Source organism: Hungatella sp. SB206 (genome assembly GCF_051132295.1).
In the GTDB taxonomy this organism is placed as follows: domain Bacteria; phylum Bacillota; class Clostridia; order Lachnospirales; family Lachnospiraceae; genus Hungatella; species Hungatella effluvii.
Map to the genome: position 1 here is coordinate 2668078 of NZ_CP096603.1, position 21525 is coordinate 2689602.

Annotated in this window: 18 protein-coding genes; 14 read left to right on the top strand and 4 right to left on the bottom strand. The window is 50.6% G+C overall.

All coding sequences use genetic code 11. The features are described 5' to 3' along the window. Nucleotides 1-7: 7 nt before the first annotated feature. Both M1L66_RS11625 and M1L66_RS11630 read left to right on the top strand, forming a co-directional pair. Nucleotides 8-913: a LysR family transcriptional regulator gene (locus tag M1L66_RS11625; protein ID WP_434693053.1), complete on the top strand. Its 906-nt coding sequence runs from the start codon at nt 8-10 to the stop codon at nt 911-913. A gap of 302 nt (nt 914-1215) precedes the next feature. Then, nucleotides 1216-2490, top strand: a complete 1275-nt coding sequence (locus M1L66_RS11630) for an adenylosuccinate synthase (protein WP_187021163.1) — start codon at nt 1216-1218, stop codon at nt 2488-2490. 153 nt (nt 2491-2643) lie between these two features. Here the strand turns inward: M1L66_RS11630 and M1L66_RS11635 are convergent, their stop codons facing one another. Continuing rightward, nucleotides 2644-2859, bottom strand: coding sequence for a hypothetical protein (locus M1L66_RS11635; protein WP_002600296.1), 216 nt, complete (start codon nt 2857-2859; stop codon nt 2644-2646). Nucleotides 2860-3044: 185 nt separating this feature from the next. On the opposite strand from M1L66_RS11635, the gene M1L66_RS11640 reads away from it, so the two are divergent. Both M1L66_RS11640 and M1L66_RS11645 read left to right on the top strand, forming a co-directional pair. Beyond that, complete coding sequence (locus tag M1L66_RS11640; protein WP_434693058.1) at nt 3045-4241, top strand: cell wall-binding protein; 1197 nt, start codon at nt 3045-3047, stop codon at nt 4239-4241. A gap of 470 nt (nt 4242-4711) precedes the next feature. Continuing rightward, nucleotides 4712-5473, top strand: coding sequence for an SDR family NAD(P)-dependent oxidoreductase (locus tag M1L66_RS11645; protein WP_055655319.1), 762 nt, complete (start codon nt 4712-4714; stop codon nt 5471-5473). An 82-nt stretch (nt 5474-5555) separates the two neighbouring features. Here M1L66_RS11645 and M1L66_RS11650 read toward each other — a convergent pair whose 3' ends face one another. After that, entirely contained in the window at nt 5556-7493 is a 1938-nt protein-coding gene (locus tag M1L66_RS11650; protein WP_187021160.1) for an ABC-F family ATP-binding cassette domain-containing protein, read from the bottom strand. A 247-nt stretch (nt 7494-7740) separates the two neighbouring features. Between M1L66_RS11650 and M1L66_RS11655 the strand changes: the two genes are divergently transcribed. The 8 genes from M1L66_RS11655 (at nt 7741) to M1L66_RS11690 (ending at nt 17198) form a co-directional block, all read left to right on the top strand. After that, a complete protein-coding gene (locus tag M1L66_RS11655) occupies nt 7741-8415 on the top strand; it encodes a redox-sensing transcriptional repressor Rex (RefSeq protein ID WP_055655681.1) in 675 nt (224 codons plus the stop codon). 151 nt (nt 8416-8566) lie between these two features. Beyond that, on the top strand, nt 8567-10081 hold the full coding sequence (locus tag M1L66_RS11660; RefSeq protein WP_434693061.1) for an NAD(P)H-hydrate dehydratase: 1515 nt from the start codon (nt 8567-8569) through the stop codon (nt 10079-10081). Nucleotides 10082-10111: 30 nt separating this feature from the next. Further along, nucleotides 10112-11296 carry an alanine racemase gene (alr, locus tag M1L66_RS11665; RefSeq protein WP_434693064.1) on the top strand — a complete coding sequence of 395 codons (1185 nt, stop codon included), beginning with the start codon at nt 10112-10114 and terminating at the stop codon, nt 11294-11296. Nucleotides 11297-11599: 303 nt separating this feature from the next. Continuing rightward, a complete protein-coding gene (locus tag M1L66_RS11670) occupies nt 11600-11947 on the top strand; it encodes a type II toxin-antitoxin system PemK/MazF family toxin (RefSeq protein ID WP_002600289.1) in 348 nt (115 codons plus the stop codon). A gap of 305 nt (nt 11948-12252) precedes the next feature. Beyond that, nucleotides 12253-13659, top strand: coding sequence for a hemolysin family protein (locus M1L66_RS11675; RefSeq protein WP_187021154.1), 1407 nt, complete (start codon nt 12253-12255; stop codon nt 13657-13659). A gap of 84 nt (nt 13660-13743) precedes the next feature. After that, a complete protein-coding gene (locus M1L66_RS11680; protein ID WP_029466057.1) occupies nt 13744-14472 on the top strand; it encodes a YebC/PmpR family DNA-binding transcriptional regulator in 729 nt (242 codons plus the stop codon). 144 nt (nt 14473-14616) lie between these two features. Further along, nucleotides 14617-16593, top strand: a complete 1977-nt coding sequence (locus M1L66_RS11685; protein ID WP_349768902.1) for a M28 family peptidase — start codon at nt 14617-14619, stop codon at nt 16591-16593. Further along, nucleotides 16566-17198 (top strand): GNAT family N-acetyltransferase, encoded by a 633-nt coding sequence (locus tag M1L66_RS11690; protein ID WP_187021150.1) that lies wholly within the window; start codon nt 16566-16568, stop codon nt 17196-17198. Before M1L66_RS11685 ends, M1L66_RS11690 begins: the two co-directional genes overlap by 28 nt. Before the next feature lie 74 nt (nt 17199-17272). On the opposite strand, the gene M1L66_RS11695 is transcribed toward M1L66_RS11690, so the two are convergent. Then, on the bottom strand, nt 17273-18034 hold the full coding sequence (locus M1L66_RS11695; protein WP_187021149.1) for a GNAT family N-acetyltransferase: 762 nt from the start codon (nt 18032-18034) through the stop codon (nt 17273-17275). A 176-nt stretch (nt 18035-18210) separates the two neighbouring features. On the opposite strand from M1L66_RS11695, the gene pepF reads away from it, so the two are divergent. Both pepF and M1L66_RS11705 read left to right on the top strand, forming a co-directional pair. After that, entirely contained in the window at nt 18211-19992 is a 1782-nt protein-coding gene (gene pepF / locus M1L66_RS11700; protein ID WP_187021147.1) for an oligoendopeptidase F, read from the top strand. Between the two features lie 38 nt (nt 19993-20030). Continuing rightward, nucleotides 20031-20795 (top strand): nitroreductase family protein, encoded by a 765-nt coding sequence (locus M1L66_RS11705; protein ID WP_002600282.1) that lies wholly within the window; start codon nt 20031-20033, stop codon nt 20793-20795. Between the two features lie 132 nt (nt 20796-20927). Here M1L66_RS11705 and M1L66_RS11710 read toward each other — a convergent pair whose 3' ends face one another. Then, entirely contained in the window at nt 20928-21341 is a 414-nt protein-coding gene (locus M1L66_RS11710) for an Hsp20/alpha crystallin family protein (RefSeq protein ID WP_187021145.1), read from the bottom strand. Between the last annotated feature and the right edge of the window lie 184 nt (nt 21342-21525).

Genomic DNA, 21525 nt, shown 5'->3' on the forward strand with positions numbered 1-21525 from the left:
ATACGGTATGAGCAGCAATCTGGAATATTACAAGGTGTTTTATTACGTAGGACAGTTAGGCAGCATCACGCTGGCCGCGGAGAAGCTGTGCATCTCCCAGCCGGCCGTCAGCCAGGCGATCCGCCAGCTTGAGCTTTCCGTCGATGCGAAGCTGTTTATCAGGACCTCCAAAGGTGTCAGGCTGACGAGAGAGGGAGAGCTTCTCTATTCTTATGTGAAATCGGGTTTAGATGATATCTGGTATGGGGAGAATATGTTAAGGCGGATGCAGGATCTGGATACGGGAGAGGTTAGAATCGGAGCCAGCGATATGACGCTTCAGTTTTATTTACTGCCGTTTCTGGAGCGTTTTCACGAGAAATATCCGAAGGTTAAGGTAACGGTGTCCAACGGCCCCACACCGGAGACACTGGGCTTTTTAAGTCATGGAACCATAGATTTCGGCGTGGTCAGCTCCCCGGTCGATGCGAGGCCGGAGGTCTCTGTCACTGAGGTAAAGAAGATCCGGAATATTTTTGTGGCGGGAGAGCAGTTTAAGCATTTAAAGGGGAAAAGGCTGGAATACGGTATTCTGAAAGAACTTCCCTGTATTTTTCTGGAAAAGAATACGAGTACGAGACGGTTTATGGATGATTTTTTAGAGAAGCTGGGTATTGTCGTGGAACCGGAATTCGAGCTGGCGACCAGTGATATGATTGTCCAGTTTGCCATGAGGAATCTTGGAATCGGCTGCGTGATGTCGGAGTTTGCAGAGAAGGAAATCGAAGCAGGCCATCTGTTTGAACTGGAATTTAAGCAGGGAATGCCGGAGCGGAGTTTCTGCATCATCACAGACCGAAAAAATCCCATGTCTCCCGCCGGAGGCCGTCTGCTGGAACTATTGATGGAAAAACCGGAAAAACCAATAATATAACTGAAACTTATGGAGAATATAAATAATATTGACTTTACTTATGATGCGCTTTGAGCTATGATATACGCGGTGGCAATGAGCAGTGTGGAATCCGGTAAGCAGCAATCTGCGTCATGCTTGCATGAAAGCAGATTGCTGCTTACCGGATTCCATAGGGCGAAGCCCGTGACCGAGATGGAGCGGAGCGGAATCGAGGTCCACTGCGGGATAGAACGAAGCAAAATCGAAGCCCGTCGCGGTGTAGAACGAAGCAAAATCGAGACCCCCGCAAACCGTAGTGAAGTAAAGGAGGAAACAAACAAATGGTAAGAGCAATAGTAGGCGCCAATTGGGGCGATGAGGGAAAAGGAAAAATCACGGACATGCTGGCGAATGAGTCCGACATCATCATCCGTTTTCAGGGAGGCAGCAATGCAGGACATACGATCATCAACAACTATGGCAAGTTTGCGCTCCACCTTCTGCCGTCCGGCGTTTTCTACAGCCATACGACGAGCGTAATTGGAAATGGCGTGGCGTTAAACATCCCGTTTCTGGTTAAGGAAATTGACGAGCTGGTAGAGAAGGGCGTTCCGAAGCCGCACATTCTCGTCTCTGACCGCGCGCAGATTCTGATGCCGTATCATATTCTGTTCGACCAGTATGAAGAGGAACGTCTTGGGAAGAAGTCCTTTGGCTCTACAAAGTCGGGTATTGCTCCATTCTATTCAGATAAATATGCAAAGATCGGATTCCAGGTCAGCGAGCTGTTTGAAAGTGAGTCCTTAAAGGAAAAAGTAGCGCAGGTGTGCGAGACGAAGAACGTGATGCTGGAGCATTTATACCACAAGCCGGTTCTCGACCCAGAGGAGCTGTTTCAGACAATGCTTCAGTACCGTGATATGGTGGCTCCTTACGTCTGTGATGTGTCTAAATACTTATACGATGCCATCAAAGAGGGAAAGAATATCCTGCTGGAAGGCCAGCTTGGCTCTTTAAAGGATCCGGACCACGGCATTTATCCGATGGTTACATCCTCCTCTACACTGGCGGCTTATGGGGCCATCGGCGCAGGAATCGCGCCTTATGAAATAAAGAATATCACTACCGTTGTGAAGGCATATTCCAGTGCGGTTGGAGCAGGTGCATTTGTCAGCGAGATCTTCGGCGAGGAAGCTGATGAACTGAGAAAGCGCGGCGGCGACGGCGGTGAGTATGGAGCAACAACAGGACGTCCGAGACGTATGGGCTGGTTTGACGCGGTTGCGAGCCGGTATGGATGCCGGATTCAGGGATCCACAGAGGTGGCACTGACCGTTCTCGATGTACTGGGATATTTAGATGAGCTTCACGTCTGCGTCGGTTATGAGATTGACGGTGAGGTTACGAAGGATTTCCCGACTACAGTCCGTTTGGAGCGCGCAAAACCGGTCTACGAGACACTTCCTGGCTGGAAATGTGAAATTCGTGGTATCAAAAAGTACGAAGACCTGCCGGAAAACTGCCGGAAATATATTGAATTTATTGAGAAAGAGATTGAGACTCCGATCACCATGGTTTCCAATGGACCGGGGAGAGACGAGATCATTTACAGATAAGACTGTCCTTATTCATTGGCAGAAAATGAAAGACGGCCATATGCGGGTTCTTTCTCAGCTTTGGGTGCGGGGCCGCGCAGGGAGAGTTCATATCCCGTGTCCGCCCCGCACCCAAATCCGAGAAAGAACCCTCCGGATATGGCCGTCTTTTTTCTATTCGTTGTTTCTGTCTTTTTCCTCAGGATTTAAGAGCCTGTACACCAGTTGAAAAGCATACAATATGACTGGTATGACGACGGTTGAGAAGATAGCGGCCATCAGCCAGTTATTTGCGGACGGACTTTTGGAGAAAGCCGAAACGATGGCGATAACATACATGGCCAGTATGAATATAACTCCGGCCATGGCCAGAGGGCGTTTCCATTTCATGGGGACACCTCGCTTTCTTTGGGATGGTACTTCCCTTTATTATAACAGAAAACTTCGGAAACTCAAGGTAAGGATTTGGGATTTGTTCACAAAAACTTCAGATTTGCAGCCTGTACTTTTTTACCAGATTATAGTACAATCAGAGAGAGATAACGTGTGAAAAGACAGGGAAGGAGTGTGTATTCTTGAAGAAAAGATGGGCAGCGGCGGTTGCAGTGAGTATGCTCTTAAGCCTCGGAAGCGTCATGGCAGCCGCGGCAGATGAGACGGGGGCCGTTCAAACAGAGAACACAACTTCAGAGAGCGGAACTGCGGAGAATGGAGCCGCAGAGAATGGGAACCCGGCAAACGGAGCTGCAGAGAATGGAAACCCGGCAAACGGAACCTCAGAGAACACAGCCGGGCAGGCGCCGGAGGCAGACTCCGGGAATGAAGTAAAGGGAACCTGGAAGCAGGAAGACGGCGGCTGGAGATATTATAACGAAGCTGGAACGTATAAGAAGAACAGCTGGGAGCAGATCGGCGGTTACTGGTACCATTTTGGCAAGGACGGTCTTATGGCTGTGGGCTGGCAGAAGATCGGCGGATATAACTATTGTTTCCGGGAGACGGGAGATCTGGCAATCGGCTGGTGCTACAATGATGACGATGAGAAATGGTACAATTTTAATGCGGATGGCACTGCGAAGAAGGGCTGGTTTCAGGATGAAGACGGAAGCTGGTACTGGTTTTCCACAAGAGGAGAGATGGCTTCTTCCGGTTATAAGTCGATCGACGGGAAACGGTATTATTTCTTCGAGGATGGCCAGATGGCGGCCAATCAGTATGTTGGACTGTTCTATATGGACGAGAACGGCCAGAGGGATAAGCGCTATGACATCGTGATAGAAGGAAAGAGCAGGGAATCATCTGTGGCATCTGAGACGAAAGAGGAGATCACAGCAGCCCTCGAGCATATTCCGAGAGGCTGGATCAAGTATTTTGTGGATCACGGATGGGAAATTCTCTATTATCCGGATAAGGAATATTTTTCCGCACCCGAATCCGACGGCAGTACATACTATGTGTATCATAAGCTGGATACGAGCTACCGGAAGATTAAGTTCTGCAAGCCGGAGGGATTGACCCAGGCCTTTGGAGAATACATCGGATACGCGGCCGACTGTTTTGACAGCGACAGCCAGTTCGCTGTGGATCTGGCCATGAATAAGGGGAATGTGGATGAGTTCGTCGATGTCCCCGATTATTACACGAACAACATGCAGTTTTATTTCGGTAAGCTGGTGGAGGCATACTTAAGCGACAACGATACGAGAACCGCTATGGAAGCGGATTCGCCTCAGGTCTGTGAGATTTTGAGGAAGGTTTTGTATGCGCGGTAAGCGGCTTTAACAAAACAAGCGAGAATTCCCCCACTGACATGAAGTGAAGCCGCGCATCTATAAGATGTAGCCGCACTCTGTGAAATGATCGAGTGTGGATTGAAACAACAAAATAGACGGCACTTAGCGAAATGACTAAGCGTGGAATGAAACCTATATACGAAAAATAATAGGAACGATAAAAAAGCAGGAGCAATCCTGTTTTTTTATTGCTTCTGAAAGGATAGGGAGATAGAAGACAGGAGATAATAGACGCAGAAAACAGGATACGAATAAACGAAGCGATGTTAAAGACATCATTACAAAATAATCGATAAAAAAATACTTATTTACTCTTGACTCCTGAAGGCATCAGGTATATACTAACCATAGAACGTTAATTATTTAACAAAATAGAAATAACTTATAAATGAAAAGCTTATCTTAGTTCAATCTAAATCGTTTTTATTATTAATGAGGAGGCGGCATCCATGAAGAAGATGGAAGGTAAAGTCGTACTGATTACCGGCGGTGCGAGAGGGATCGGTTATGGTATTGCAAAGGCATTTGCGGAAGAGGGCGCCAATATCGTTATTACGGGACGTACGGCGAGTACACTGATCGAGGCAAGAGAGAATCTGGAAGCAGATTACGGCATTGAAGCGCTGTTCGTAGTTGCGGATGGCGGCGATGAGACGGCTGTGAAGAACGTGGTAAAGCAGGCGGTTGACCGCTTTGGCAAGCTGGATTGTCTTGTCAATAACGCACAGGTTTCCAAGTCCGGCACAATGCTGGTGGACCACACGAAAGAGGATTTCGACCTTGCGATCTATTCCGGTCTGTATGCGACGTTTTTCTATATGAGAGAGGCATTCCCGTATTTGAAGGAGACAAAAGGCAGCGTAATCAATTTCGCCTCCGGAGCGGGCCTGTTCGGCAAACTGGGCCAGTCTTCCTATGCAGCAGCCAAAGAGGGAATTCGCGGTATGTCCCGTGTGGCGGCGGCAGAGTGGGGCGAGTTTGGAATCAATGTGAATGTAGTCTGCCCGCTGGCCATGACACCTGGTCTGGAAAAGTGGAAAGATGAGTATCCCAAACTGTATGACCAGACGATTCAGAGCATTCCTCTCAAGCGATTTGCAGATCCGGAGAAGGATATCGGACGTGTCTGCGTATTTCTTGCATCAGACGACGCCAGTTATGTGACAGGTGAAACAATTACACTTCAGGGTGGAAGCGGATTGAGACCATAAATGAAAAGAATCCATCGGAGACGATACGTCTTCCGGTGGATTCTTTTTATTCCCGCGAGCAGCGAGTCGGGTGGAACCGTTCCTATTCAGCAAGCGTTTCCCAAATTTCATAGAGTTCTTCCAGCCTTGTCTGAATATTTTCTTTCTCTTTATTGAGTTCCATGAGGCGGGAGACATCGGTGAAGACTTCTTCCCGGGTGAGAAGCCCGTCGATTTCGCCGTCCCTCGTCTCCAGCTGATGAATCTCATCCTCGGTCTTCTTTAAGTCGTTCTGCCGCTTGCGGATTCTGGCCTGTTCCTCTTTAAATGCCTTCCAGTCCTGTTTGACTTCGGAACCCTCGGGAGTCTGTGATGCGCCGCCTTCCGTTCCGTTTTCCTGATTTCCTGACGGCTCTGAGGCGTAAAGCTCTGTCATCAGCTCTTTCTTTTCCAGATAATAATCGTAATTGCCGATGTAATTGACCAGTGTGTGACCCGTCAGGTCGAGAATGCGGGTGGCCGTTTTGTTGATGAAGTAACGGTCGTGGGACACGTAGAGAATTGTGCCCGTATAGCTGTTCAGCGCATCCTCCAGAATTTCCTTGGAGGTGATATCCAAATGGTTCGTCGGCTCATCCAGGATCAGGAAATTGGCCTCGGACAGCATCAGCTTCGCCAGAGAGACGCGTCCCCGTTCGCCGCCGCTTAAGTCCTTGACCCGTTTGAACACATCGTCTCCTGTGAACAGAAACGCGGCAAGAATGTTCCGGATCTGCGTGTTGTTCATGTTGGGATACGTATCAGAAAGCTCGTCGAAGAGCGTCTTTTCCATGTGCAGAACCTGATGTTCCTGGTCGTAATAACCGATATGCACCTTGGAACCGAGACGAATTTCCCCGGTATCCGCAGGCAGCAGGTTGTTCAATATCTTTAAAATCGTGGTCTTTCCAGTTCCGTTGCCTCCGATAATGGCAACCCTCTCCCCCCGTTTGATATCAAAATCCACATGGTCAAACAGATGGTTGGGACCGAAGGCCTTGCTTAGGTCACGGACGGTCAGCACATCGTTACCGCTGATGATGTTAGGCTCTAAGCGGATTCGCATCTCGTCATTGACTTCCGCCGGTTTTTCCAGGACCTCGATCTTGTCCAGCATCTTTTCACGGCTTTCCGCCCGTTTGATGGATTTTTCCCTGTTGAAGGATTTCAGCTTCGCAATGACCTCCTCCTGGTGGCGGATTTCCTGCTGCTGGTTTAAATAAGCCTTCATCTTTGCGTCCCGGATCATGGCGCGCTTTTCACTGTAAGCTGTGTAATTGCCCTGGTATACGGCGAGATTGCCGCTGTCCATCTCGATAATCTTTGTGACGACGCGGTCGAGGAAATACCGGTCATGGGCGACGATGATGACGCTTCCATCGTAATTGGTCAAATAACCCTCCAGCCAGGCAATGGAGTTCATGTCTAAATGGTTGGTAGGCTCGTCCAGAAGAATAATATCGGGCTTTGTTAAAAGAAGCTTGCCCAGGGAGACTCGGGTCTTCTGGCCTCCGGACAGGGCCGATACCGGCTTCGTGAATTCTTCCTCCGTAAAGCCCAGACCTTTTAACACACCGGTTACCTCGCTCTGGTAGGCGTATCCGTTTTGAAGTTCAAACTCATGGTTTAAACGGCTGTAGACGGTAAGCATGTTTTCCAGCTCATCTCCGGAAGCGTGCTTCATATCCAGCTCCAGTCTGCGGATTTTTGCTTCCATCTCAATCAGCGGCCGCTTTACCTCCAGTACCTCGTCGAAAATGGACCGATCACCGCCCAGCTCCTGGTGCTGCGCCAGGTATCCGAGTGTCTTTCCCTTGGAAATGACGACCTCGCCTTCATCGGCGGCCAGCTCTCCGATGATGATTTTTAACAGTGTGGATTTGCCGGCGCCGTTGATGCCGACGATGGCTGCCTTTTCATGATCCTCTATATGAAAGGAAGCATGGCGGATAATTTCCGTGCTTCCAAAGGCCTTGCTTATGTTGCTGCATGATAAAATCATGGTAGTTCCTCCCCTTAAATGGATCGAATAAATGTTGAATAACACGAATAGTATAATATAGGTTGGAATTTTTTTCAACTGCAACGATTAAGAGGAACGCCCAAGCAAGAAAAATAAAACCTGTTTGACATTATTTTGTCATGCCTGTATAATAGTAGTTAATTTAACAAAACAAGCGAAAAGTCCCCCGCCGCTGTAAGACAGAGGGATGAAAAGGAATAAACAAACTATTGAAGAAGGTGAAGATGTGGCAGAAAAAGAGATATCAAAAGCAGTGATTGCGAGGTTACCGAGATATTACCGATATCTTGGAGAACTGATGGAGGATGGGGTGGAAAGAATTTCCTCCAATGACTTGAGTGTCCGTATGAAGGTTACTGCGTCTCAGATCCGCCAGGATCTGAATAATTTCGGAGGCTTTGGACAGCAGGGCTATGGCTATAATGTAAAGTATTTATATACGGAGATCGCTAAGATCCTCGGAATCGACAGACAGCATAATATTGTGATTATCGGTGCGGGTAATCTGGGACAGGCAATTGCCAATTATGCAAATTTTGAGAAGAGGGGCTTTCTGATTAAGGGAATGTTCGATATTAATCCCCGTCTTATCGGGCTCGTCGTACGAGGGATTGAGATCAGAAGTGTCGATGATCTGGAGCAGTTTGTGAGGGATAACGATGTTCAGATTGCAGCTTTGACGATACCGAAGACCAAGGCGCCGGAGATTGCGGACCGTCTTGTGAGCGCCGGAATCAAGGCAATCTGGAATTTCGCCCATACGGATCTGGTGGTACCGGATGACGTGGTGGTGGAGAACGTACACCTTTCTGAGAGCCTGATGCGCTTATCCTATAAGGTTTGCAGCATGCAGGACAAGGCAGAGGAAGAAAAGGCGGAGCGGGAAAAAGGCAAATCTTGACCCATTTCCTTTGTGAAATGAGTGCCGGCAGGCAAAGGAGAAATTCTTCTTTGCCTGCCGGCAGTTTTGTATTATAATAGAGAAAATGCAGAGATGAGTTTCAGATCGTTAAGACTGAGGGCTGAGTTTTTAGTCGGAAAGGCGAATGGGTATGAGATATCTGGTATCGGGAAGCCAGATGAAGGAAGTGGACAGCTATACCATCCAGTCCATAGGAATCCCTTCACTGGTGCTTATGGAGCAGGCGGCCGCGGCCGTTGTGCGCGAAGTGCAGAAAATGGCGGAGAAAAAGGACCGTATCTGGGCAGTCTGCGGGACTGGGAATAATGGGGCGGATGGGATTGCAGCCGCCAGGCTTCTCCATTTAAAGGGGTACACCGTGACCGTGATCCTGGCAGGGACGAAGGAGAACGGGACGGATGAATACAAGAAGCAGCTGGCCATTGCGGAGCGGCTGGGCCTGAATCTGATTGAGTACAGCGATTTTATACCGGGGCGCTGCGAACTTATTATCGACGCCGTGTTCGGCGTGGGGCTGTCCAGAGAGGTAGGCGGAACGTACCGGGACTTACTGGCCACGCTCCCCGGATGCGGAGCGGCTTACGTGGTGGCTGTGGATATTCCATCCGGAATTCACGCCGACACGGGGGAGGTCATGGGAATCGCCCTGAAGGCCGATGTGACGGTGACCTTTGGCTATGAAAAACTTGGGACGCTCCTCTATCCGGGACGCGCTTACAGCGGCGCCGTTGTTGTGGCGGATATCGGTTTTCCGCCGGTCAGCTTAGAGAGGCTGAGCCCGGAACTGTTTACCTATGAAGCTGAGGATATCCGTATGATTCCAGCCCGGCCGGCATATTCCAATAAGGGAACCTTCGGCCGTGTCCTGATTGCCGCGGGTTCGAAAAATATGAGCGGAGCGGCCTATTTAAGCGCCATGGCGGCATACCGGATGGGGGCTGGTCTGGTGAAGATATTTACCGTGGAGGAGAACCGGGCGATCCTGCAGACTTCGCTTCCTGAGGCGATCATCACTACCTACGACCCGGAGGAGGCACAGACGCCTACCGTGCGTTTCCAGACGCTTCTGGAGGCTCAGTGTGAATGGGCCAGCGTCATCGTCCTGGGCCCCGGAATCGGCCAGGAGCCGTATACGAGAAATCTGGTGGAGACGGTGCTGGCCAATGCCTACGTCCCCATTATCCTCGATGCGGACGGCCTCAATACCATTGCGGCATTTCCGGAGCTGACCAATTATTTTACGGAGAACATCATCGTGACGCCTCATCTCGGTGAGATGGCGAGGCTGACAGGAAGTTCGGTAGAGGCGATCAGAGGGTGTCTGATCCCCACCGCGAGGGAATACGCGGACCGTTATGGAATTACCTGCGTGCTGAAGGACGCGGTTACAGTGGCGGCCTTAAAGGACCAGCGGACCTACATCAATACCAGCGGCAACAGCGCCATGGCGAAGGCGGGAGCGGGGGATGTCCTGACCGGAATTATCGCAGGACTTCTGGCGCTTGGCATGGAGGAATCGGACGCCGCGGCCATGGGCGTGTACCTGCACGGACGGGCGGGGGATCTGGTAAAGCTTCAGTCGGGAGAGCACGGCCTTCTGGCCCGGGAACTGACGGAAGTACTGGCAGACATTATAAAATCATGAGACAGAATAATCTGAAGGAAGTATAGAGAAATGGAACGATACAGCAGAGTTTATGAGACGGTAAATCTGGACGCCATCAGACAGAATATGGAAGCTATGAGGGCCAATCTAAAGGAAGGAACTGAGATGATTGGCGTGGTAAAGGCGGATGGATACGGTCATGGCTCAGTACCGGTGGCGTGTGCCATCGACTCTTACGTAAGCGGATACGCGACGGCCACCCCGGAGGAGGCTGTCATATTGAGAAAACACGGTATTACGAAGCCTATCCTGATTCTCGGAGTGAGCCCGGAGAGCAGCTTCATCCAGCTGATCGAGTACGATCTCCGCCCGGCTATCTTCCGCTACGAAAGCGCGGCGCGCCTGTCGGAACTGGCAGTACAGGCGGGGAAAAGGGCGTCCATACACATTGCCCTGGATACCGGCATGAGCCGGATCGGTTATCCGGTGACTGCGGCGGCGGCGGATGAGACAGCGCGGATCAGCCGTCTTCCGGGAATCCGCATCGAGGGCCTCTTCACTCATTTCGCAAGGGCGGATGAGAAGGACAAAGATGCCACGGACCGCCAGATAGAGCTGTTTACCACGTTCGTTTCCATGCTTTCTGAGCGGGGCGTCACGATTCCGGTTCTGCATTGTTCCAACAGTGCGGGAATTTTAGAGCTTCCGAAGGCGAACTTTAACGCGGTCCGCGCGGGAATCTCCATTTACGGCCTCTATCCGTCGGATGAGGTGGAGAAGGAGCCGGTTCGTCTGATACCGGCCATGGAGTTAAAGAGCACCATAACCTATTTGAAGATGATTGCGCCGGGAACTCCGGTCAGCTACGGCGGCACCTTTACGGCAGAGAGAGAGACCTCCATTGCGACTATCCCGGTAGGGTACGGGGACGGTTATCCCCGGGCGTTGTCAGGCCGGGCGGATGTCCTGATCCGCGGCCGCCGCGCCAGAATCCTGGGCCGTGTCTGTATGGACCAGCTGATGGTGGATACGACGGATATTCCTGAGGCGGAGGAGGGCGACGAGGTCACTCTGATCGGAAAAGACGGAGAGGAGAAGATTACAGTAGAGGAGCTGGCGCGCATCGGCGGCGGATTCCATTACGAAATTCTCTGCGACATCGGCAAGCGTGTCCCAAGAGTCTACATAGAAGCGGGAAAAGTGGTCGGAAAAAAAGATTATTTTGATGATATTTACGAAGGTTTCGGAAAGTAATCCGAAAAGGAAGTGAAGGGACGAATAACGTCATCCATGTCCGTATCATATCATAGAATATGCGGCAACGATTCAGCAGTGCGGCAGTTTATACAGAAAGATGTGTCACAAGCTCGCTTGTATAAGCATTTTTCTGTATAAACTGACATAGGGCGGGACGCCCAGGCTCCTTGGTTTCGCGTTTTTCGAAACAAGAAGATGCACGGCTGAATCGTTACAAATATTCAGCAGAAGAACTTAAGTGAATACACGAGTCAAAAAAGGTCAATAATAGACGTAAATCAATTGACGGAGTGTGAGAAAGTGATAATCAGACGTGGAGACATTTTTTATGCAGACCTAAGACCGGTAGTAGGCTCCGAGCAGGGAGGAATCCGGCCGGTCCTCATCATACAGAACGACATCGGAAACAAGCACAGCCCCACCGTCATCTGCGCAGCAATCACGTCCCGGATGAACAAGGCAAAGCTTCCCACTCATGTCGAACTCGATACCAGAAGATGCGATATGATAAAAGATTCCGTAATCCTGTTAGAGCAATTAAGGACCATAGACAAGCAAAGACTGAAAGAGAAGATCTGTCACATCGATGAGGAACTTCAGGAGAAAGTGGACTATGCGTTAAAAATCAGTTTGGAACTGGATACATAGTTCAGGAACACGAAAGAGACAGGATAAACTTGTAAACCTGCAGAATTATTAAGAATTGTGGTTCCTCATAAGGATTTCGGGATTTTCGTTCCGCCAGGGAGCCGGGGCCGGAGCATTTCCCACAGTTTCAGTACTTGACAAATGAGGGGGAGGAGGGTATCATCTTTCATAGCTATGAGCAGGACAAAAGAACACCCAACACCTGGTGCCTCCCGGCGTAAATACGCCGGGAGGCACCAGCAAAGCTGTACTGGTCCCCAAAAACAACAACCAATGACAATCAATTAAAGGAGTAAAACAAGACAATGGACGATGGCAACCCGCTTCCCAGCGTGGCAATATTTTTACTATTCATCCTGTTAGACGCCATATTTTACGGATTTGGCGCTGCAATTCAAAACGTCAACACGAATGACTTAGAGCATCAGATGGAAGAAGGCAGTGACAAGGCAAGAAAGCTGCTACATATCGTTAACAGGCCTACCCGGTTTGTAAACACGATACAGGTATCTACCAATATCATAGGCATAATCACCGGTGCCTTTATTTTAGAGCAGCTGGGCGGCCGCCTAACCCTTATTCTGGACCGCCGGGCCAGCATGTCAGCTCCCTGGCTTTCCATCTTAAGCCTTCTGATCGTAGGCATTCTCCTGATCGTGCTGCTTATCAGCTTCGGCATCGTGATTCCGAAACGCTGTGCAGCCCAGAACCCGGAGAAATGGGGCTATAATATGCTTCCGGTCGTCACCTTTTTCATGGTTCCCCTAATGCCGTTTACCTGGCTCATCAACGCCGTGGCATTTCTGTTTCTGAAGCTGATCGGGATCGATATGATGTCGGACAATGAAAATGTGACAGAAGAAGACATCATGTCCATGGTCAATGAAGGCCACGAGCAGGGCGTCTTAGAGGCCAGAGAGGCGGAGATGATCACCAATATTTTCGAACTGGACGACAAGGATGCCGGCGACATCATGACGCACCGGAAGAACCTGGTTGCCCTGGACGGTTCCATGACCTTAAAGGAGGCGGTGAATTTCATCCTGAAGGAAGGCTATAATTCCAGGTACCCGGTTTACGAAAAGGATATTGACGACATTACCGGCATCCTCCATATGAAAGATGCGCTCATTGCCGCGGAGAACGACGGTAATGCCTCGGTTCCGATCTGTGAGATCGAGGGACTTCTGCGGGAGGCCCATTTCATTCCGGAGACGAGAAACATCGATTCTCTCTTCAAGGAGATGCAGTCCCAGAAGATTCACATGGTTATCGTGGTCGATGAATACGGGCAGACGGCTGGTATCGTCACCATGGAGGACATTCTGGAAGAGATCGTCGGCAGCATCATGGATGAATACGATGTGGATGAAGAATTTATTGCCGAGTCGGAGGACGGCTCCTATATTGTCAGCGGCATGACACCGTTAGACGAGGTGGCCAAGACCCTGGATATCGAATTTGAGGAGGATGATTACGACTCCTATGACACCATCAACGGGTTCCTCATCTCGAGACTGGACCGCATTCCGCAGGAAGGCGAGCAGACAGAGGTGGAATACGAGGGATACGGATTCAAGATTCTCCAGGTGGAGAACAAGATGATTCACACCATCCGCGTACAGAGGCTTGCTCCTCCGCCGGATACCCCGTCAGGGCCGGAAAATGGCGGGGAAAGCCCGGCAGAGAGCGAAAATTCCTTGCCAGATTAACAGAATGGTGTTAAAATGGAAAAGATGCTGATTTTTAGAATATTTTCAGGACGAAGAAGATAAAGGAAAAGGAGTGTTATAACAATGTCAGGACATTCAAAGTTCGCAAATATCAAACACAAAAAAGAGAGAAATGATGCTGCAAAAGGCAAAGTTTTCACTGTAATCGGAAGAGAAATTGCAGTGGCAGTGAAAGAAGGCGGACCGGACCCTGCGAATAACAGCAAGCTGCGCGATGTCATTGCAAAAGCCAAAGCCAACAATATGCCGAACGATACGATTGACCGTGGAATCAAGAAGGCGGCCGGCGACGCTAATGCTGTGAATTATGAGACCATTACATATGAAGGATATGGTCCGAACGGGGTAGCGATCATTGTTGACACCTTAACCGACAACAAAAACAGGACGGCAGCCAATGTGAGAAGCGCCTTTACCAAGGGCGGCGGAAATGTAGGAACGCCAGGCTGTGTATCTTATATGTTCGATAAAAAGGGCCAGATCATCATTGATAAGGAAGAGTGTGAGATGGACCCGGATGAACTGATGATGATGGCTCTGGATGCGGGAGCCGAGGATTTCTCCGAGGAGGAAGACAGCTACGAGGTAATCACGGCGCCGGAAGATTTCAGCGCGGTGCGTGAAGCGCTGGAAGCGGCCGGAATTCCGATGGCAGAGGCCGACGTAACCATGATCCCGCAGACCTGGGTAGAACTGACCGATGAGGACGCGATCAAAAAGATGAACCGGACTCTCGATCTTCTGGACGAGGATGACGACGTTCAGGCCACTTATCACAACTGGGAAGAATAATATTGAAATGAGAAGCCGGCTTAAGAAAATAATACTTTCTGAGCCGGCTTTTTGCATAAAGAAGAGGGCGAATGCGAATTGAAGGAAGAAGAGGCATACATAAGGGCCGTTGATGTGGATTACTCATTCCATCTGGCAAAGCGGATGGAGCAGTATAAGTGCAACGAGGCGCTGGGATACCGGACGGCCGGTTCCAGGGCGGAATGGGAGACCGGGGAGATGATCCGGCGGGAGATGGAGGCCATCGGGCTGGAACGCGTGAGAAAGGATGAAATCACACTGGATTCCTGGGAGTTTAAACAGGCCATTCTCAGATTTTACGACGCCTCCGGTCAGCTGAAGGAGTGTCAGCTGGGGGCGTATCAGACGGATTTTCACACTAATGGATTCGAGGAGTTCACCATGGTCTGCGGCGGTAAGGGGACGGCGGCGGATTACGAGGGCGCCGATGTCTCCGGCAAGCTGGTTTTGGCAGAGATCAACCAGAGGGAGGAGTGGTGGATCAATTTTCCCGTGTATGAGGCCCATATCCGGGGCGCGGCGGCCTTAATCGCCGTTCAGGGCGGCGGCTACGGGGAGGTGGATGATACCGCCTTAAATGCCCAGGATATCGGAGGACCGGCCGATGCGCCTGCATTTTCCATGTCACGGGCGGATGCGCGCGCATTGAAGGAAAGCATGGCCGGTACAGGCGAAAAGAAGGTCTGGTTCTGCGCGGATTCGACGGTAAAGAAGGGGGCGGTCTCCTACAACATTGTTGGGGAGATACCGGGACGGGACCGGGAATCCATGATTCTGCTGACGGCCCATTACGACTCCTATTTTTCGGGTTTTCAGGATGACAACGCGGCGGTGGCCCTGATGCTGGGAATCGGCAGGGCTCTCATACAGAGCGGGTACCGACCGGAAAAAACCATTGTCTTCTGCGCCATGGCGGCTGAGGAGTGGGGGATGGCGGATTCTAAATACGACTGGTCAACCGGTGCGTGGCAGCAGGTTTCCGTCGTCCATCCGGAATGGCGGGGGAAGGTGGCGGCGGATTTTAATTTTGAACTGCCGGCTCATGCACACGGAAAAAAGGACGCTATACGCACGGTGTACGAGTATGCGGATTTTCTGGAGTCCCTGCTCGAGGGTACCGGTGTGGGAAAGGACGTATATCCGGAAGGCGTGGCTGTGCTCTGTCCCGTCGAGACCATGTCGGACGATTTCTCCATGGCAATCTCGGGCATTCCATCCATGGTCAACGATTTCACGTCGGGCCAGTTCATGGAAACCCACTACCATACGCAGTTTGACAATGACGACTATTATGACGAGGCGGTATACCGGTTTCATCATGAGCTGTATGGATGTCTGGTTATGGCATTCGACCGGGCGGCGGTGGCGCCCCTTAATTTTGAACGGCTGTTTCTGGCGCTTAAGGGCAGTCTGGATCTCGACTATTCGGAGAAGACAGGAGCCGGCGGAGAACGGCTGAAGGAGCTGACAGAAGAGGCGGCCCGGCTGGGAAAAGCGGTTTATGAGCAGGTGCGCCGGATTAATGAGAAATGCCGGAATCAGGAGCAGCCCTGGAAATACCGGGAACAGTACCGTGAGCTGGAAGCCGTCCTGATGCAGCTCTTTAAAATGGAGCAGGACAGCTTTGTGAGGCTGGACTGGCACGACGAGGTCTGTTTTCCGCAGGAAGCAGTGCGGAGAAATTTAAAGCTGGTGCGGACCGCTGTCGATTGCCTGGAAAACGGCCATGGGCGGTGTGCGCTGGAGGCTATCTACGGGATCGACAACAACCGGTATGCATTTCAGTTTGACGAGGAGGTGTTCCGCCATTTTACGGATTACGTGATGAATCAGGAGGCGGGGCGTCTGCAGTGGGGAGCCGGCCGGATCGTCCACCACGAAAATCTGTTTCATCTGGTACAGCTTCTAAAGGGCAAGCTGGAGGAAGAGGACGAGGATTTCACGGAAGAGCTTATGATTCTTAAGCGGGTGGAGGAGAACCAGCTGGCCTGCTATTTGGATGATATTGAATATATGAACCACGCAATAGAAAAAATGATACAGAAATTAAAGGAGATAACAGAGAACGAATCATGGAAAGTGACCGATTGTACCGAGTGAAAAGAGAAGATGTGGAGAAGCTTAAGGAACTGCTGACAGCATGTTTTGCCAGGGACCCTCTTTACTGCAAGCTGATCCCTGATGAAGACATGAGGAAACGGCTGATGCCGGAGCTGTTTGAATGCGATATGGAGGAATTCTTTGAGACGTGTGAAATCTATGCGGACAGCCCGGAAATTAATGGAATCATTGTAGTGGATGACGAGTCGGAGCCCTATAATCCGGTGCATTACTATCTGACAGAGGCGGCCGCGACGCTGCGGACAGACGGGTATCTGATCAAGGAAGACCCATCACTGAAGACATTCTGGAATTTTGCCATGGGACGGGACTATTTAAATTCCAAATGGACGGACCAGCTCCACCAGGAGGAGCGGTTACATATCATTTATCTGGCTGTGAAGCCTGAAATGCAGCACCACGGAATCTCGGCCCTGCTTTTGAATGAGGCTATCGATTATGCGGACCGCCACAGGCAGATGATCTCACTGGAGACGCACAATGAAAAAAATGTGGCGTTTTACCAGCACTTTGGATTTAAGGTGTTTGGGGTGGTGGAGAAGCATTTTGATTTGAAGCAGTATTGTATGATTCGGGAAGTATAGAGAAGCTGGCGGGAGCCGGTGCAGGAACAGATATCTGTCCTGCGCCGGCTCTGGTTTATGGTTGATCCAATCCATTAATACACGTAATACGACAGGGTCTCTGTAAAAGCAAAGCCCAGTTTCCGATAAAGCGCAAGCGCCGGTTCGTTGTCCCCGGACACCTGAAGCAGGACGCGGCTGACCGGGAGGTCCTCCGGCTGCGGCCTGGCTGACCGGTTTAGTTCCTCAATGAGCGCGGCGGCGGCACGGGTTCCGATTCCCTGATTCCGCAGGGGTTCCTGAATCTCGAAACCATAGAAGTAAACGGTTTCATTTTGAAAAATGAGGCGGAAGGAGCCGGCAGGCTGATCATTAACGTGGATGGTATAGAGCGTGTCCTCATCACGGGGGCTGAGCGCGGGGGAGAATTTGACCGCCCGGCTGTCCAGGCCGGGAGACGGCGCGGGCAGGCGCAGCTCCATCATGTGTTCCCGGTTTAATAGCTCCGCCCCGATGGCGTCCAGCGTATGCTTCGCGTCGGCGCAGGAATCATCGGCCAGGAAGAGGAGATCGCATTCGCCCGACTCCTTCAGCAATTCTTCCAGCAGCCGGGTAAAATGCCCGCGTCTCCGGCAGGACGGGAGCGTGAAGGCGCTGCAGCTGCATGTCTCAAATTCGTTAAAAATTGCAGAAAATGCGGATAAGAGCGTTTCTTCGTCGTATAATAGAAAGAAAAGACAGCCGTCTTCCGTGGGAAAGGTGAGTGAAGTCTGATCGTGCGACCGGCATGCGGTTTCGAGGGTGTGCAAGTCTTCCAGCTGATGGAGGTCTAATTGTTTTGTGCGTATGATTTTCATGGTGTTATCCCTTTTCTTCTCCGGAGGAAATTAAAGCACTGCGCTGCGCAGTACTGGTGTATACAGTATAGTACAAGAAACCATGTGATTTCAATCAAATATTTTCCATATTGCTGATTGTTTCTTTGAAATATGGGTGATAGAATAAAACCAGTGGATATAGTGGAGGGATTATTTTGAAAAAGAGAGATGAGATACCGGTTTGTGATACCTGGAACCTGGCGGACATTCTGCCGTCCGATGAAGCTTGGGAAGCGCTGTTTCTCGAGACTGAGAGAGAACTGGCCGGTTATAAGGAGTTTGAAGGACATCTGGCCGAATCCGGCGAGGTGCTGTTTCAGTGTTTGAAATTCGATGAAGACATTTCACTGAAGATTGAGAGGCTGTTTGTATACGGAAGAGAGAAATCCGATGAGGATACGGCAAAGGCGAAGTATCAGGATTTTTCGGCAAGAGCCCAGGCGCTCTCCTATAAGGCAGCAGGACTTTCGTCTTATATTGTTCCGGAGATTTTGGCTATGAATGAGTCTGTGCTGAACGGATTGATCCGCACGGAGAAGGAGCTCCGCCGGTATGCCCGGACATTTGAAATCATCATGAAGAAGAAGGCGCACACGCTTTCTGCAGGAATGGAAGAGCTTCTGGCAAGGTCCATGGAAGCGACCCAGAGCCCTTCCGATATTTTTAACATGTTTAATAACGCGGATGTGAAATTTCCGTCCATCACAGACAGTGAGGGAAAGGAGATTCCCGTCACCCACGGAACGTATATTCCGCTCATGGAGAACCGGGACCGCCGTGTGAGAAAAGAAGCATTTCAGTCCATGTACAGCGTCTACGGCCAGTTTGCCAATACGCTGGCTGCGACGTTCGCGGCAAACGTAAAGCAGGCCTCCTTCTATGCGAAGACCAGAAATTACGCCTCCAGCCGCGCCTATTATCTGGCGGAGAACGAGGTGCCCGAGAGCGTCTACGACAATCTGGTGGCGGCGATTTCAGAAGGCTTACCGCTGCTCCATGATTACGTCGCTGTCAGAAAGAAAGTGCTGGGGCTGGATGAGATCCACATGTACGATTTGTATACGCCTATGGTCAGCCGCGACGACAGCCGGATTCCCTATGATGAGGCGAGGGAGATGGTGAAAAAGGGTCTGGCTCCGTTGGGAGAGAAGTATCTGTCCCTTTTACAGGAAGGCTTTGACAACCGCTGGATCGATGTCTATGAGAATGAAGGCAAGCGCAGCGGCGCGTACTCCTGGGGCGTCTACGGAACCCACCCGTATGTGCTGCTCAATTACAGCGGCACTCTGGACAGCGTGTTTACCCTGGCCCATGAGATGGGGCATTCCCTGCACTCCTGGTTTTCCGATCAGGCGCTGCCTTATGTAGATGCGGGATACAAGATTTTCGTTGCGGAAGTGGCGTCCACGTGCAATGAGGCGCTGCTGAACCGTTATCTGCTGGCAGTGACGGAAGATAAGAAGGAGCGGGCGTATCTTCTGAACCATTTCATGGAGAGTTTCCGGGGAACGGTGTTCCGTCAGACCATGTTTGCGGAGTTTGAGGCCGAGACCCACAGGAGAAGCGAGGCGGGTGAACCGCTCACGGCGGAGCTGCTCTGCAGGCTGTACCATGAGCTGAATGTAAAATACTTCGGACCAGAGATGATGGTCGACAGCGAGATCGATTATGAGTGGGCGAGAATCCCTCATTTCTATACGCCATTTTACGTATATCAGTATGCGACGGGCTTCTCGGCGGCCATGGCGATCAGCAGCAGGATCCTGGCCGGTGATGAACAGGCCCTGGAAGGCTATTTCAAGTTCTTAAGCGGCGGCAATTCCATGCCTCCGATCGAACTTTTAAAGCTGTGCGGCGTGGATATGTCCACAGCCCAGCCGATCAGGGAGGCTCTGGCCGTATTTAAGGAACTGCTGGAGGAATATAAGACGCTGTAGCAGCGATTATATTTTAGATAGAAAAGAGGGGAGCAGGGATGAATCTGTATCAGATGATCTTCAAGAGAAGATCCATTCGAAAATTTAAATATGAAGCGGTACCGGAGCAGCTGTTAAAGGATATCCTGGCCTTTGCAGGCTGCGTGGCGACGCTCTGCCCGGAAATTTCCATAAAGATGGAGATTAAGGAGAATATAGAGAAAGACCTTCACGTCAAAGGCCTGTGGAAGGTGGAAGCGCCGTATTACCTGGTGTTTTATTCGGAAGATAAGGAAGGCTATATGATGAATGCCGGATATGTTCTGGAGCCGGTCCTCCTCTATATGACCGGAAAAGGCCTGGGAACGTGTTACCTTGGCAGCACCCGCATCCCCGGAGCGGAACCGGCCGGGATGAAGGCGGCCATAGCCGTTGCGTTTGGATACCCCAAATCCCTGCTGTACCGCGATCCGGCTACGGCAAAGCGTCTGCCGTTAAAAGAACTCTGCGTGTTTAAGGATGAGATCGGCGAGCCGGTGAAGAATATCCTGAAAGCCGTCCGTCTGGCACCATCGGCCATGAATACGCAGCCCTGGCGTTTTATCGTCTACCATGACAGAATCTATATTTTTTCCTGCAAGGAATTTCTCCCGTCCCAGACCATGGTGGCGATGAGGGATCTGAGCATGGGAATCATGCTGTCTCATCTGTCCATCGCGGCGGAAGAGCTGTGGCTGAATTTAAAGATCGAAGTGGAAGCGCAGATGGTAAAGAAGTCTTATAAGAGCGGCGCCTACGTGGCAACTGCGTTTCTGCTGGAATAATGTCTGACTGTGTTACATGAAGATAAAAAGGGACAGCCCCTTCGGAAATCGCTGCCGTTATGAAACGGCAGACGGATCGCTCCGGGGGGCTGTCCTCATTTTCTATTCTAAAGGGGGCTGTGGGGATATGTGTTATTCAATGGTGATGTAGTGGTTTTCTTCAATCTGCTTCGGAGCTTCCTTCGGAACGGTAAGCTTCAGGATGCCGTTGTCGAAAGCAGCCTTTATGTCTTCCTGACGTAACTGGGATCCAACGTAGAAGCTTCTCTTGCAGGAGCCGCTGTAGCGCTCTTTGCGGAGGAAGTTCCTGCCCTCGCTGTCTTCGGAAGAGCCTGACGTCTCGGCAAAGATGGTCAGATAGCCGTCCTTTAACTCGGCACGCACATTCTCCTTTTTGTATCCCGGAAGTTCCACGTCGATGATGTAATTGGTTCCGTCATCTTCAATATCGGTTCTCATAAGCGTTGTTCTGGTCTGAACAGAGTCGTTAAAAAATGGATCGTTGAAAAATTCATCGAATAAGTTGTTTCTTCTGGATAATAACATAGGTTCTTCCTCCTTATTTATCTGCACCGCTTTTGATGCGGTGTTGTTGTTTGATTTGTTCTAGGTGTAATATAACATAAATTGTTAGCACTGTCAATAGGTGAGTGCTAATTTTCCTTGCGATTTCTTTTATTACCTTATATAGACCGGTGGTACGGCGAGAAAGACTTGAGTTTCCGCAAAT